Source organism: Burkholderia sp. NLJ2 (assembly GCF_049487195.1).
GTDB classification, from domain to species: domain Bacteria; phylum Pseudomonadota; class Gammaproteobacteria; order Burkholderiales; family Burkholderiaceae; genus Burkholderia; species Burkholderia pyrrocinia.
The window spans coordinates 201,191-215,042 of record NZ_CP137809.1; the positions used below are offsets into that span (position 1 = coordinate 201,191).

At 67.2% G+C, this 13,852-nt stretch carries 12 protein-coding genes; 5 read left to right on the forward strand and 7 right to left on the reverse strand.

Features of this window, described 5'->3' with window-relative positions; translation table 11 throughout:
- Positions 1-17 precede the first annotated feature (17 nt).
- From R9B84_RS17560 to R9B84_RS17575, 4 genes are read left to right on the forward strand one after another with little or no spacing between them, the layout of a single operon-like run.
- Positions 18-1,226, forward strand: coding sequence for an AAA family ATPase (locus R9B84_RS17560; protein WP_423760647.1), 1,209 nt, complete (start codon positions 18-20; stop codon positions 1,224-1,226).
- A gap of 18 nt (positions 1,227-1,244) precedes the next feature.
- Positions 1,245-2,612: a CpaF family protein gene (locus tag R9B84_RS17565; RefSeq protein ID WP_423760648.1), complete on the forward strand. Its 1,368-nt coding sequence runs from the start codon at positions 1,245-1,247 to the stop codon at positions 2,610-2,612.
- Positions 2,613-2,645: 33 nt separating this feature from the next.
- Positions 2,646-3,623, forward strand: a complete 978-nt coding sequence (locus R9B84_RS17570; RefSeq protein WP_423760649.1) for a type II secretion system F family protein — start codon at positions 2,646-2,648, stop codon at positions 3,621-3,623.
- Positions 3,624-3,659: 36 nt separating this feature from the next.
- Positions 3,660-4,640, forward strand: a complete 981-nt coding sequence (locus R9B84_RS17575) for a type II secretion system F family protein (RefSeq protein WP_423760650.1) — start codon at positions 3,660-3,662, stop codon at positions 4,638-4,640.
- Between the two features lie 424 nt (positions 4,641-5,064).
- On the opposite strand, the gene R9B84_RS17580 is transcribed toward R9B84_RS17575, so the two are convergent.
- The 6 genes from R9B84_RS17580 to R9B84_RS17605 all read right to left on the reverse strand — a co-directional run bounded on the left by R9B84_RS17580 (position 5,065) and on the right by R9B84_RS17605 (position 11,373).
- Positions 5,065-6,327: a serine hydrolase domain-containing protein gene (locus R9B84_RS17580; protein WP_423760651.1), complete on the reverse strand. Its 1,263-nt coding sequence runs from the start codon at positions 6,325-6,327 to the stop codon at positions 5,065-5,067.
- 136 nt (positions 6,328-6,463) lie between these two features.
- A complete protein-coding gene (locus tag R9B84_RS17585; RefSeq protein WP_423760652.1) occupies positions 6,464-7,420 on the reverse strand; it encodes a SphA family protein in 957 nt (318 codons plus the stop codon).
- A gap of 36 nt (positions 7,421-7,456) precedes the next feature.
- The gene (locus R9B84_RS17590; RefSeq protein WP_065504136.1) at positions 7,457-7,984 is read right to left on the reverse strand and encodes a flavin reductase family protein; all 528 of its coding nucleotides are present in this window, start codon (positions 7,982-7,984) and stop codon (positions 7,457-7,459) included.
- A 5-nt stretch (positions 7,985-7,989) separates the two neighbouring features.
- Positions 7,990-9,228 (reverse strand): styrene monooxygenase/indole monooxygenase family protein, encoded by a 1,239-nt coding sequence (locus tag R9B84_RS17595; protein ID WP_423760653.1) that lies wholly within the window; start codon positions 9,226-9,228, stop codon positions 7,990-7,992.
- A gap of 64 nt (positions 9,229-9,292) precedes the next feature.
- Positions 9,293-10,081, reverse strand: a complete 789-nt coding sequence (locus R9B84_RS17600; RefSeq protein WP_423760654.1) for an SDR family oxidoreductase — start codon at positions 10,079-10,081, stop codon at positions 9,293-9,295.
- Positions 10,082-10,125: 44 nt separating this feature from the next.
- Complete coding sequence (locus R9B84_RS17605; protein ID WP_423760655.1) at positions 10,126-11,373, reverse strand: dienelactone hydrolase family protein; 1,248 nt, start codon at positions 11,371-11,373, stop codon at positions 10,126-10,128.
- Between the two features lie 352 nt (positions 11,374-11,725).
- Here R9B84_RS17605 and R9B84_RS17610 point away from each other — a divergent pair, with 352 nt between their 5' ends.
- Positions 11,726-12,751 carry an AraC family transcriptional regulator gene (locus R9B84_RS17610; protein WP_423760656.1) on the forward strand — a complete coding sequence of 342 codons (1,026 nt, stop codon included), beginning with the start codon at positions 11,726-11,728 and terminating at the stop codon, positions 12,749-12,751.
- Between the two features lie 43 nt (positions 12,752-12,794).
- Here the strand turns inward: R9B84_RS17610 and R9B84_RS17615 are convergent, their stop codons facing one another.
- On the reverse strand, positions 12,795-13,811 hold the full coding sequence (locus R9B84_RS17615) for a LacI family DNA-binding transcriptional regulator (protein WP_423760657.1): 1,017 nt from the start codon (positions 13,809-13,811) through the stop codon (positions 12,795-12,797).
- Positions 13,812-13,852: the final 41 nt, after the last annotated feature.

Consider the following 13,852-nt stretch of genomic DNA (forward strand, 5'->3'; position numbering starts at 1 on the left):
CAGACGAGGCACACGACATGATCAACATCCTCGTAGCTTCCGACGATACCGCGCGGCTCACGCAGATCGCGCGCCTCGTGGCCGACTGCGGACGCTATCGCGCGACGCGCGCGACCGGCCGCCCGTCGCAGATCGAGCATCGCACCGACGGGCTCGACGCATTCGACATCCTGCTGGTCGACGGCACGTCGATCGACTCGTCCGAGCTGTCGGCGATCGAGCGGATCTGCCGCGCGCACGCGGGCCTGACCTGCATCCTGGTGACGGCGGACGCGTCGCCGCACGTGCTGCTGCACGCGATGCGCGCGGGCGCGCGCGACGTGCTGCAGTGGCCGCTCGATCCGCAGGCGCTCGGCAACGCGCTCGAACGCGCCGCCGCGCAAAGCACGCGCAGCGACACCGACGATACAAGGATCGTGTCGTTCATGTCGTGCAAGGGCGGCGCCGGCACGAGCTTCGTGGCCAGCAACATCGCGTTCGAGATCGCCGAAGGCTTCAAGCGCCGCGTGCTGCTGATCGACCTGAACCAGCAGTTCGCCGACGCCGCGTTCCTCGTCAGCGACGAAACCCCGCCGTCGACGCTGCCGCAGCTTTGCGCGCAGATCGAGCGGCTCGACAGCGCGTTTCTCGATGCGAGCGTCGCGCACGTGACCGAGAACTTCCACGTGCTCGCGGGCGCCGGTGACCCGGTCAAGGCCGCCGAGATGCGCGAGGACGCGCTCGAATGGATCCTCGGCGTCGCCGCGCCGCGCTACGACTTCGTGATCTTCGACGTCGGCGTCGGCATCAATCCGCTGTCGATGGTCGCGCTGGATCGCAGCGACCAGATCCAGATCGTGCTGCAGCCCGCGATGCCGCATGTGCGCGCCGGCCGCCGGCTGCTGGAGATCCTCGTGTCGCTCGGCTACTCGACCGACCAGCTCCGTCTGATCGTGAACCGCGCCACGCGCGCGAGCGACCGGACCCGCACCGCGCTCGAGGAGGTGCTCGGCCTGCATGCCGCATGCACGATTCCCGACGACGCCGACACCGTGCTCGAAGCGATCAACCAGGGGCATCCGGTGTCGCGGCTGGCGCGCGGCACCGCGGTCGCGCGTGCGTTGCAGGGTTGCGCGAAACAACTCGTCGAAGGCGAAGTGCGCGCGGGACACAGCGCGGCGCGCAGCGAACCGTTGATGTCCCGGCTGTTCGGCCGCAAGGCCGCGCCGAAGCTCAAGTCCATGTAAATCTCTCGGGGAACCATCATGTCATTGCGCGAACAGATGTCGTTGCACCGGGCCCTGCCGCTGTCGGCGGGCAGCGAACCGGCCGGCCCGGCGCATTCGTCGGTACGCGACGTATACCAGAAGCTGCGCCGCGAAATTCACCAGGCCGTGCTCGAACGCGTCGAACTGGAGCGCCTGTCGCGGCTGCCGCAGGAGCAGGTCCGCCATGAAATCTCCTCGCTGATTTCGCGCATCCTCGACGACGAGCGGATGCCCGCGAACGACATCGAGCGGCGGCAGCTCGCGATCGACGTGTACGACGAGATGTTCGGCTTCGGCCCGCTCGAAGCGCTGCTGCGCGACCCCAGCATCTCCGACATCCTGGTGAATACGTACCGGCAGGTCTATGTCGAGCGCTGCGGCCAGCTCGAACTGACCGACGTGACGTTCTACGACGACGCGCACCTGATGAAGGTGATCGAGAAGATCGTGTCGCGCGTCGGGCGTCGCATCGACGAATCGAGCCCGATGGTCGACGCGCGGCTGCCGGACGGCTCGCGCGTGAACGCGATCATCCCGCCGTCGGCGATCGACGGGCCGCTGATGTCGATCCGGCGCTTCGCGGTCAACCCGCTGAAGATGGACGACCTGGTGCGCTACCAGAGCCTGACGCCGCCGATGGCGGAGCTGCTCGACGCGCTGTCGCGCGCCAAGGTGAACGTGCTCGTGTCGGGCGGCACGGGCAGCGGCAAGACGACGCTGCTCAACATCCTGTCCGGCTTCATTCCGCGCAACGAGCGGATCGTGACGATCGAGGACGCCGCCGAGCTGCAGCTCCAGCAGCCGCACGTGCTGCGGCTCGAAACGCGCCCGCCGAACATCGAGGGCAAGGGCGAGATCACGCAGCGCACGCTCGTGCGCAACGCGCTGCGGATGCGGCCGGACCGGATCATCCTCGGCGAAGTGCGCGGCGCCGAAGCGCTCGACATGCTCAACGCGATGAACACCGGCCACGAAGGTTCGCTCGCGACGATCCACGCGAACACGCCGCGCGATGCGCTGACGCGGCTCGAGAACATGATCAGCGTCGCCGGCCTGTCGCTGCCGCCGAAGACGATGCGCCAGCAGATCGCGTCGGCGATCTCGGTGGTCGTGCAGGCGGCGCGGCTGACGGACGGCAAGCGCAAGATCGTCAGCATCCAGGAACTGACCGGGATGGAAGGCGACATCATCAACATGCAGGAGATCTTCACGTTCAAGCGCACGGGCGTGGATCGCGACGGCACGGTACGCGGCCACTTCTGCGCGACCGGCGTTCGGCCGAAGTTCGTCGAGCGGCTGCAGGCATTCGGCATCAACCTGCCGGATTCGCTGTACGACCCGTCCCAGCGCTACGAGTCGAACTGACGACATGGCGCCGTTTGCTGCCGGGGAGGCTACATGAACACGATCTTTTACGGTTTTGTGATTCTCACCTTCGTCGCGGTCGTGCTCGCGATCGAAGGCGTCTATCAATGGTGGAACGCGCGGCACGGCACCGCCGCGCGCCGGATCGAATCGCGCATTCGCGCGATGTCGGCCGGCGGCAACGTGCAGCAGGAGCGGCTGTCGATCCTGAAGAAGCGGATGCTCGACGATTCGAAGCCGTTCGACCGGCTGCTGCTGCGCATGCCGCGCGTGCACTCGTTCGATCTCGTGCTCCAGCAATCGGGCCTCGACTGGACGCTCCCGAAGCTGATCGTGCTCAGCACGGTGTTCGCGGCATTCGCGTGGCTCGCGCTGAGCTTCGCCACGTTGCCGCAGCTCGCCGCGCTGCCGATCGCGCTGTTTGCCGCATGCGTGCCGACGATGTACGTGCTGCGCTGCCGCGCGCGCCGGATGCGCAAGCTCGAACGGCAGTTGCCGGACATCTGCGACATGATCGCGCGCGCGCTGCGTTCCGGTCACTCGTTCACGAGCACGCTCGGGATGGTCGGCGACGAGTTTCCCGATCCGATGGGCGGTGAATTCCGCGTCACGTTCGACGAGGTCAACTACGGCGTGTCGCTGCACGACGCGCTGATGAACCTCGCGACGCGCGTGCCGGTGCAGGACCTGCGCTACTTCGTGATCGCGGTGCTGATCCAGCGCGAGACGGGCGGCAACCTGGCCGAGCTGCTCGACAGCATCGCCGCGCTGATCCGCGAGCGCTTCAAGCTGTTCGACAAGGTGCGCGTGCTGTCGGCGGAGGGGCGGATGTCGGCGTGGATTCTCGGGCTGCTGCCGTTCGGCACCGCCGCGGTGATGGCGCTGGTGAATCGCGAGTTCCTGTCCGTGCTCTGGGAGGATCCGGCGGGGATCCGGATGGTCGGCACGATGCTGGTGTCGATGCTGTTCGGCCTGTTCTGGATCCGTCGCATTGTCCGGATTCGCGTCTGACGTGCAAATCGAATAACGAACCGTTGCGAGGCTGTCATGCAAAACCTGAGCGTGGTCCAGGCCGTGATGCTGGGCGGCTTGTTCATCTTCGTGGCCGGCGGCGTGCTCGTCGCGATGCTGCTGTTCGCGCCGCGCAGCATTCAGCGCCGGCTCCAGCAGGCCGGCGGGGCCGGTGCGGGCACGGGTGCCGTTGCGGGCCCGGGCGACGGCGACGACCTGACGTCGCGCTGGGTCGCGAAGCTGGTCGACCTGTCCACCCCGATCTCGAAGCTGTCGGTGCCGAAGGAGGGCTGGGAGAATTCGCCGCTGCGCATCCGGCTCATGAATGCCGGGTGGCGCAGCCCGAGCGCGGCCGCGGTGTATTTCACCGCGAAGACGATGCTCGCGCTCGCGTTGCCGTGCGTGGCGCTGCTGGCGCTGATCACGACCGCGCTCGGCGACGAGCGCGCGCTGTTGTCCGTCATCCTGGTGATGCTCGCCGGGATCGGCTACTACATCCCGAACATCGTGCTGTCGCAGCGGGTCAAGGTGCGCCAGCAGAAGATCTTCGAGGATTTTCCGGACGCGCTCGACCTGCTGACGGTGTGCGTCGAAGCGGGGCTCGGGCTCGATGCGGCGCTGATGAAGGTGAGCGAGGAGCTGCGGTTCAACAGCGAGGTGGTCGCAAGCGAACTCGACCTGCTGCTGCTCGAGATGCGTTCCGGTTTCACGAAGGAGACGGCGCTGCGCAATCTCGCGCTGCGCACCGGCGTCGAGGACATCGAGTCGTTCTGCGCGATGCTGATCCAGGCCGACCGTTTCGGCACGAGCATCAGCGAATCGCTGCGCGTGCTGTCGGACATGCTGCGCACGCGGCGGCGCATGCGCGCGGAGGAGCGTGCCGCGAAGATCGCGCTGAAGCTGCTGTTCCCGCTGATCTTCTGCATCTTTCCGGCGCTGATGATGGTGCTGCTCGGGCCGGCGATGATTCACGTCTATCGCGTGCTGTTGCCGACGTTCGTCAGCATCGCGCCGTGAGCGGCGGACGCGCGCCGATTCGCATGCGTCGACAAGGTTTTTGCGTGCCGGCCCTGACATACGCGTCGGCCGGCACGGCCACCGGCTTCATGGAGGCTCCCTCCCCAGGCGGCGCCGCGAGACAGGTTGACCATAGCGGCGTCAATGCATCCTGGACCCATGGTTGGCCATGGAACAAGCCGTAGTCCACCGCCTTCATCGGCTGCCCCCTACTGCTAACGCTGAAGGCCGTTGCCGGCATTGCGCCGGCGCGGTTAAAGGCGACGGAAATACGATGAACGCCCGCCGCTGAATTAATCCAGTTCAAGCGACTGCCCGACAATACGGAAAACAGGCCAGTCACGCGCGATCAAGGCCGGGGGAAACATGAACAAGCAAGCACCGGCAAGCAGGTGGCGAAGCAGGTCGGGTCCGCGTTACCGCCTCACGGCCGTCCCTCGCTCGGCACTTCCGCTGCCTTGCTGAGCTCGCCCATGATGATCTGCGCGATCACGTTGGCCGGCGCGCGCCCGTCGGGCGCGGCAGCCGTGGTCGCCCACGCGACGATCGTCGTTTTCGTTGCGGGATCGTAGCCCATGAAGGTATTGAAGCCCGGTATCTCGCCCGTGTGCCCGTAGAACGTGCCGAATTTGGCCAGGCCCATGCAGTAGCTGGCCGACCTCGGGTCGGACGGATCGAGCGGCGTGCAGCTGGCGAGCCGTTGCGCTTGCAGGTCGGCGTTCAGGTAGCCGCCGCCGACCATCCGTTGCACGTAGGCGGCCAGTTCCGTCACGGTTGAAATGCCGGAGCCGGCCGTCCACGCCCACGACGTATTGACGTTCGTCACGTTCGTCGGTTGCAGCGTGCCGTTTTTCGCGGCCGCCTGGCGTTCGGTCGACAGCGCGTCGCTGTTGGTCGTCTCCGCATTGGTGCCCCATTGATAGCCCTGCGGCGCGGGCGCCGGCAACGCCGTGTTCTGCTGCGGCGGGAGGAACGTATTGGCCAGGCCGAGCGGCACGAAAAGTCGCGCGTTCATCGCATCGGCCGCGGGCATGCCGGTGAGTTGCTCGATGATGAGCCCGAGCAGCACCGTGTTCGTGTTCGAGTAGCGAAAATCGGCGCCCGGCGCGAAATAGACCGGCTGCCCTTTGGCGATATCCAGCAGTTCCGCCGTGCTCCACACCTTGTCCGGCTGCGAATCGAGCGTCTGGTTGAACGCGAGACTGGTCGAGTAGTTATAGAGGCCGCTGCGCATCGTCAGCAACTGCCCGATCGTGATCGTATTGCCGTTGGGCACGTTGGCGACGTACTTGCCGACGGTGTCGTCCAGGCTCAGCCTGCCTTCCTGTACGAGTTGCAGGATCACCGTGCCGGTCCACGTCTTCGTCACGCTGCCGACCCGAAAGTGCGCGTTCGTCGGTATCGGCGTGTTCGTGCCTCGCACGGCCGTTCCAAACGATTCGAGCCAGTTACCCTGCGGCGATTGCACATAGACGACCGCGCCGGACGTCAACGTGTCCGCGAGCAAGGCGTTGATCTGCGGGCGCGCCGCGTTGGCGAACGCGGGCCCGCTGGACGTCGGCGAACCGTCGCCGCCGCACGAGGACAGGGCGATGCCGACGATCGCGGCCGGTGCGAAGGCAACCATGCCGTGCACCAGCCGTTTCGACGCGCTCGACACGAACCGGGAGAGTGTTGAAGTCACCATCGCGCGGACCTCCCTGTTCGTGACGGATTTCTTTCCTTGCCTTCTCCAAAACTATAGGACAGGCGCGTCCATGCCGGCAGCACGCACTGCTTTTGTCTGACGATAGCCGTGCAGCCCGTTCATCCGGTCGCGGGCATCACTGGAAGTGATGCACATAACGCAACACCATCCGCGTCCCCTGCGGCCGGTTGCGCGCATGGACCTCGAAGTACGTGTTGAACAGCAGGTGATCGTGCGGCGAGAAGCTATACATGGCGCCCGGGCCGATCGCCAGCACGGCCTCGCGCGTACCGGGCACGTCCTGCCCGTTTTCCTTCATGTCGGTGGTCTGGCGCAGCCAGTAGCCGTTGAGCCCCAGTCGCAAGCCCGGGCGCACTTCATACTCGGTCGCGAAGTTCGCATGGATCGCCTGGCCGGCCCGGGTCGACGTCACGTCGGGGCCGAGCGACGTGGCCGGCCGATGGTTGGTCGCGTTCCACAGATAGTGCAGGCGCCACGACACGGTCCATTTCGGCGTCAGCCACAGCGTCGCCGCCCAGTACGGGTCGAACGACCAGAAATGACTGCCCGGGTTGATCGCGCGCGATGGATCGTACGCGCCGGTCGGCGCGATGAACTGGAATTCCACGCGCTGCGCGAAGCGCGGGCCCTGCGCGCCCATCACCGGGTCGAACTGGATGAACGGGCCGATCAGCAGATCGCCGAAACCGGCCCGCGAATTCAGCGCGACGTTGCCGATGCCGTCGTCGGTGCGCGCCGATGCAATCCACGGCAGGATCACGTCGAGGCCCGGATGCATCCCGGCGAACGTCAGCGGCGACTGATAGACGAGCTGGCTCAAGCCCGCGAACAGGTCGATGTCCTGCTTCGGCAGGCCGACCTTGTTGCCGGCATTGTCGTTGATGCGGCCGGCCGTGTAGTACTGCAGGTACTGCGTGCCGTACCAGCCGGATCCTGCCGGCGGCATCCCGTCGAGGAAACTGGTCATGCCGAGATTGACCGACGGCAGGTCGGTCGCGTGGGCCGGCGCGTGTCCGGCCATGCCGGCGATCGCGAGGCCTGCGACGACGAGCAGGCGAGAGCCGAATTTCATGTTCACCACCTCCTGGATATTTATTTGTATAACTAATCAAATGGTGCGTGAAAGATCGGGATGATCGGCAATCGCGCGATACTGGCCGGCATGGAACACGAGCGGCGCCTTGCCGAACGCGTCGAACTGCTCGATCTCGCCGATGAAGAGCAGGTGATCGCCGCCTTCGTAGTGACCGACGTTGCGGCACACGAAGCGCGCGCTCGCGCCGTCGAGGCAGGGCACGCCGCCGCTGTCCGAATCCACGTGAAGCACGCCGTCGAACTTGTCGACGCTGGGCGTCGCGAAGCGGCGCGACAGGTCGATCTGGTCGTGCGCGAGGATATTGATCGCGAAGTGGGTGGCCGCGACGAAATCAGGCCGGCTCGGCGCGACCTTGCGAAGACTCCACAGCACGAGCGGCGGATCCAGCGACAGCGACGAGAACGAGTTGGCAGTGAGGCCCACCTTGCGTCCGTCGGCCGCGCACGTGGTGATCACGGTGACGCCGGTCGGGAACTGCCCGAACGCGGCGCGCAACTGCTTCGGGTCGATGGTTGGGCTGCAGGTAACGGTCGTTTCCATGTCGGTTACTCCGAACGGGTACTGTGTTCGCGGATCAGCGCCGCGCACGCCGACGGCTCGAACCACCATGGCGAGAACCGGCGCGGATCGTCGAAGCCGTCGACGAGCGCGGCGGCGAGCGACGGCAACTGACCGGCCGCGCCGAGCAGTTCGAGAATGTGCGGCGGCGGCGGCGTGAGCAGCGAGTTGGTCCAGCGCACGACATGTTGCGCGTAGGCCCAGTAGCCTTCGAACGTCTGCTGCATCCAGTCCTCGCCGAACGGCGCGGCTTCGCGCGCGACGATCGCGTCGAAATAGGCCTTCGCGCATTTCGCGGCGTTGTTCGATCCTTGCCCGGTGATCGGATCGTTGACCACCACCGCATCGGCCATCCCGAAGATCGTGCGGCCCGACGGCAGCCGGAAGAACGGCTTGCGCACCGTCGGCGCAAAGCGCCCGGACAGCGTGCCGTTCGGGTCGGTGAGCTCGACGTCGCGGCAGCGCTCGAATTCCCACGGCAGATACTGCTGCAGGAACGACAGGCTCCTGTCGAGGTGCTGCTCGGGCGTCTTCACGTCGGCCCAGCAATCGAGCGGGCCGCCCGGAATGCCTTCGAACACCATGATTTCGCACGGGCCCGTCGTGGTCAGCGCGGGGAACACGAAGTACTCGCCGATGCCGGGCAGCAGGTTGAAGCGCACGCGCGAATACGGCTGGCTCGGCGTCATCCCTTTCACGTAGGTGAGGGCCAGCGCGCGTTGCGGGCGGTCGAACGCGCTGCGCACGTCGTCGCGGCCGAGCAGGTTGACGATTTCGCCCTTGCCGGCCGCGAGCAGCACGAGATCGTGGCTGCGCGCCAGTTCCTCGAGTTCGGGCACGCCGACGTCGCAGATGCGCACGTCCGCGCCGCGGCGCCGAACGCCGTCGAGCCAGTCGGCCATCTTCACGCGCTGGTCGACGGACTGCGCATAGCGGGTCAGCCGCGACGACCAGTCGATCGCCTTGCGGCCGTTGCCGTCCGGGTGCGGCACCGCGATGCCGATGCCTTCGACGGACGGGCACGCTTCCTCCCACGTGTTCAGGCCGAGATCGCGCTCGATCTGCAGCGCGGTATGGAACATGCACTGGCTCGACATGACCTTGCCCGCGCGGATCTGCTCCGCGTCGCGGTTGGTCGCGAGCGTGACGTGGTAGCCCCGGTCGAGCAGGGCGAAGGCGAGTTGCAGGCCGGACTGGCCGGCGCCGACGATAGCGATGCGTCTCATGAGAGTGTCCTCGGGTGGCCGGATTCCGGCCGGAATGGTTGCGGGAAGCGGCGGCGGGCAGCGATCATTCCGCCAGGCGCGGAATGGCCGGCACCGCCTGTTCGGGGCCCATCGCGGCATAGCCGCCGTCCACCGCGTAGTCGGCGCCCGTCACGAAGCTCGCCGCGTCGCTGCACAGGAACGTCACGACCTGCGCGACCTCCGACGGATCGCCGACCCGGCCGAGCAGATGAAACGGCGCGGCGACGCGATCGGTTTTCGCGCGGTCGCCGCGCGTCATCTCGTCCATCACGCGCGACCACGTCCACCCCGGCGACACCGAGTTGACGCGAATGCGGTCGGGCGCGAGATCCATCGCCATGCTGCGCGTGAGCTGGCGGATCGCCGCCTTGGACGTCGGATACAGCCAGCGGCCGGTTTGCGCGCACTGGGCCGAGATCGAGCTGAAGTTCACGATCGCACCGCCGCCGCGCCGCACCATGTGCGGGTGAACGGCCTTCGCCAGCATCGCCGCGGACACGACGTTCACGTCCATCGCGGCGAGCCAGTCGTTGCGGGTCGCGTGGATGCCGTTGTCGACGTAGCTGCACGCGAGGTTGACGAGCACGTCGATCGCGCCGAACCGTTCGGCGATCGCCGACACCGCTCGCTCGATCGCGCGGTCGTCGGTGATGTCGATCGCGACGAACATCGCGCGTTCGCCGAGCGAATCGGCGACGCGCGCGCCGTTCTCCGTATCGAGATCGAGGATCGCGACGCACGCGCCGGCGCGGGTCAGGTCCTGCGCGACCGCGGCGCCGATCAGCGTGGCGCCGCCGGTGACGATCGCGGCTTTGCCAGCAAGGGCTGTCATGGGGTATCTCCCGGTATCTGTCGTTGGGTGAGGGAAGGGCCGCGTCAACGCGCGCCCGTCGACGGCTCGCTGTCTTGCCAGCGGCGCATCAGGCCGTTCGACGGCACGGTCTCGTCGAGCAGCTTGCGCGCCGTTTCGACGCCCGCGACCGGCAGGCCGGCCGGATCGAGCAGGCCGACCTGCACGAGCACGCTCGCCTGATCCCAGTAGATGTGTTCGTGATAGAGCTTGTCGCCGCGAAACTTCACGATCGCGACGAGCGGGATCTCGACGCGCTTGCCGGTCGGCGCGACGCCCGGCAGCATCCAGTCGATCTCGGTGGTGTGCGTGAAGCAGAACAGCAGCTCGTCGACGATCTGGCTCGCGCCGACCGTGCGCGAGATCGGCGTGATCGTGGTGTCGGGCGGATTCGCATGCACGAAGTGATGCGTGTAGAAGCGCTTGAGCTCGTCGTAGCCGACGCCGCCCGTCAGCGTCGGAATATGGTTGACGTACGGTTCGGCGACCATCGTGGCCATCGTCGCGTCGACGTTGCGCGTGTCGAATTCGTGCAGCAGATGCTTCTCCCACAGCGCCGAGAGGTCATAGTGCGGGCCGAGCGCGGCGCGGAATGCGGCGATCGATCGCTGATGCGCCATGACCGCCGCGGCCTTGTCGAAATGGTCGCCGCCGATGCGCGCGAACGCGTGATCGACGCCCGGATAGACGTACACTTCGACGCCGTCGCGCCCGGACAGCGCGTCGGCGATGCGCTGCTGCGCGTCGGGCGGGCAGAAGCGGTCCTGCCCCGCGATCTGCAGCACGAGCCGCCCGCGCAGGTGTGCGGCCTCGTCCAGCGCATGCTCGATGCCGACGCCGTAATAGCTGACCGCGGCGGCCACGCGCGGCAGCCGGCACGCGGCGAGATACGCGAGCTTGCCGCCGAGGCAGTAGCCGAGCACGCCGGCTTCGCCCGTGCATTCCGGCCGTTGCGTGAGCACGGCCAGCGCGGCGCCGATATCCTCGACGCCCTTGTCCTCGTCGAATTCGCGATACAGCGCCATCGCGCGCTCGGCATCGGCCGCGGCGTAGCCGAGTTCGATCCCCGGAGACTGGCGCCAGAACAGGTCGGGCACGAGCACCGTGTAGCCTTCCTCCGCGTAGTAGTCGGCCGTTTCGCGCATGGTCGCGTTCGCGCCGAAGATCTCGTGACACAGCACGATGCCCGGCCCGCTGCCGCCGGCCGGCGTGCTCAGGTATCCGCGAAACGTTCCGCCGTCCTGCGACGGAATCTCGATGTGACGTCCTTTCATCTGTCCCTCCATGCTGTTCGTTTCAGTGACGGGCCCAGTATTGGCGGACGAAACGTGCGCTTCTATCCGCTTTCTTCGGCCGGTATCCGCGAATTCCGGAAACCTGACGATCCGGCCGCCGCGCCAGGGCGGGCGCGCGGCCGACTGCGGGTATGTGCGGATACGGCAGCCCCGCACAGTTTTCTACGATGCGCGAACGGTCCGATTCTTGCGTCGTTTGCGCGGGACTTGCGTGTTCCGATGGCGGACTGTCCGGATACTCCGGGCGCCATCCGGATCGTGCAACGGGATTCCCCAATACCGGGAACGCATGCACGGCGCGAGTGCGATCGAGCATGACGGGAGAACTTCGATGGCGCAAATTTCCGAAACCGGCTGGCTTGCCGACGCCGCCTGTTTCAATCACGACAACCTGATGCTGCAGTCGGACGATGTCGACGAGGTACGCGCACGCGTCGCCGATGTGTTCAAGCCGCACCGGCTCACGCCGACCGGCCAGTCGCGCGCGTTGCACAGCTGCATGCATCACGCGCGCTGGGGCAACCTGTCGCTGAACCTGCTCGATTACGGCGGCGGCGTCAGCATCGAGCCCGGGCCGCTCGAGCACTTCTTCCTGTTGCAGATCCCGCTGCGCGGCGACGCGGAGATCGAGTGCGGCGCGACGCGCTTCGTGTCGTCGCCGGGCACCGCGTCGCTGATCTCGCCGACGCTGTCGCTCAAGATGCGGTGGGGCGATGCATGCCCGCAAGTCATCCTGCGCATCGAGCGCGAGGTGATGGAGCGCCACGCGCAGCGGCATTTCGGCGACGACCGGCGCGCGCCGGTCGAATTCGAACCGGCGTTCAGCCTGTCGTCGTCGCAGGGGACGTGTCTGGCCCAGATGCTGCCGATCCTCGCCGGCGCGATCGCGACGGACACGCATCCGTTGCGTCACCCGCTCGCGTTCGAGCAGCTCGAATCGACGTTGCTCAACCTGCTGCTGCACGGCCAGCCGAACAGCGCGCGCAACGGCACGCGGCACCTGCCGATGGCGCTCGCGCCGTTCTACGTGCGGCGCGTCGAGGAATACATCCGTGCGCATCTCGACGAGCCGCTGACGATCGAACGGCTCGCCGAGCTTGCCGGTGTCAGCCCGAGCACGCTGTTCGCCGGCTTCCGCAATCGCCACGGAATCACGCCGATGGGTTTCGTGCGGCAGTTGCGGCTGCAACATGTGCGCGAGGAACTGCTGGCCGACGATACGCCGGGGCTCGCGTCGGTCACCGACGTCGCGCTGAAATGGGGATTCGCGCACCTCGGGCGCTTTGCGATCGAGTACAAGCGGGCGTTCGGGGAGTCGCCGTCGGCGACGCTCAGGATGCGGCGGGTGCGGGTTTGATGGAGGAAGCGGCGGGCTCGCATTCAGCGCGCCCGTCCGCCGATCATCGGGCCGGCGCCGTGGTGGTCGATTCGCGCACGACGAGCTCCGGCGTACCGATCGTATGCACCGCCGCGGTCGGCTCGATTCCGTCGATCATGTCGAGTGTCAGCGCGATCGCGCGCGCGGCGATCAACGATGTCGGGAAGCGGACCGTCGTCAGCGCGGGGCGGAACTGGTGGGCGAGCTGGATATCGGTCATGCCGACGATCGAAAGGTCGTCCGGCACGCGCCGGCCCAGATCGGCCGCCGCCTGCATCGCGCCGATCGCCATCAGGTCGTTGGTCGCGAACAGCGCGGTGAGGCCGGGCTTCGCACGCAACAGCGCGGCGGCCGCCTCGTAGCCACCCTCGATCGAATCGTGTGCGGACACGGTCGTTACCGCGTCCGGCGCATGGCCGCGCGCCGCGAGTTCGTCGATGAAGCCGCGCAGCCGCATCGACTGCGGGCCGCCCGAACCCTTGCCGACGAGTGCGCCGAATGTGCGATGCCGCAGCCCGGACAGGTGCGCGGCGGCGAGCGCGCCCGCCGCCGCGAAATCGACGGTCACGCAGGGGAGTGTGCGCGATGCATGCACGTGCTCCCACATGCACAGCACGATCGACGCGCCATGGCGCGCGATGTCGGCAAGTTCGGCCTCGGCGAGGTCGGTGTTCATCACGATCGCGCCGGCCGCAAGCGTGCCGGCGATCCGCTCGAGGTAGTTGCGCGTGATCGCCGGGTCGTCGTCGGTATTGGATACCAGCAGGTAATGGCCGCGCTTGCGCGCCTCGCGCTCGGCGGCGAGCACGAATTCCGGATAGAACGGGTTCGTGATGTTCGACAGCATCAGCGCGAGCGTCGACGTGCGGCCTTCGGCGAGCGCACGCGCGGTGAGATTCGGTCGATAGCCGAGTTCGCGAATCGCCGCCATCACGCGCTCGACGGTCGCCGGTTTCACTTTCTGCGGATTCCTTAGCACGTTCGAGACCGTCGCCGCGGTGACGTTCGCGCGTTGCGCGACTTCCGCGAGCGTCACCATGCGCGGCCCCCGGCCGGTCGGGCAGCGTCGTACGGGGAGGG

Coding starts and splice junctions, on each gene's coding strand:
- R9B84_RS17560 (WP_423760647.1), top strand. CDS start 18: ATGATCAACATCCTCGTAGCTTCCGACGATACCGCGCGGCTCACGCAG.
- R9B84_RS17565 (WP_423760648.1), top strand. CDS start 1,245: ATGTCATTGCGCGAACAGATGTCGTTGCACCGGGCCCTGCCGCTGTCG.
- R9B84_RS17570 (WP_423760649.1), top strand. CDS start 2,646: ATGAACACGATCTTTTACGGTTTTGTGATTCTCACCTTCGTCGCGGTC.
- R9B84_RS17575 (WP_423760650.1), top strand. CDS start 3,660: ATGCAAAACCTGAGCGTGGTCCAGGCCGTGATGCTGGGCGGCTTGTTC.
- R9B84_RS17580 (WP_423760651.1), bottom strand. CDS start 6,327: ATGGTGACTTCAACACTCTCCCGGTTCGTGTCGAGCGCGTCGAAACGG.
- R9B84_RS17585 (WP_423760652.1), bottom strand. CDS start 7,420: ATGAAATTCGGCTCTCGCCTGCTCGTCGTCGCAGGCCTCGCGATCGCC.
- R9B84_RS17590 (WP_065504136.1), bottom strand. CDS start 7,984: ATGGAAACGACCGTTACCTGCAGCCCAACCATCGACCCGAAGCAGTTG.
- R9B84_RS17595 (WP_423760653.1), bottom strand. CDS start 9,228: ATGAGACGCATCGCTATCGTCGGCGCCGGCCAGTCCGGCCTGCAACTC.
- R9B84_RS17600 (WP_423760654.1), bottom strand. CDS start 10,081: ATGACAGCCCTTGCTGGCAAAGCCGCGATCGTCACCGGCGGCGCCACG.
- R9B84_RS17605 (WP_423760655.1), bottom strand. CDS start 11,373: ATGAAAGGACGTCACATCGAGATTCCGTCGCAGGACGGCGGAACGTTT.
- R9B84_RS17610 (WP_423760656.1), top strand. CDS start 11,726: ATGGCGCAAATTTCCGAAACCGGCTGGCTTGCCGACGCCGCCTGTTTC.
- R9B84_RS17615 (WP_423760657.1), bottom strand. CDS start 13,811: ATGGTGACGCTCGCGGAAGTCGCGCAACGCGCGAACGTCACCGCGGCG.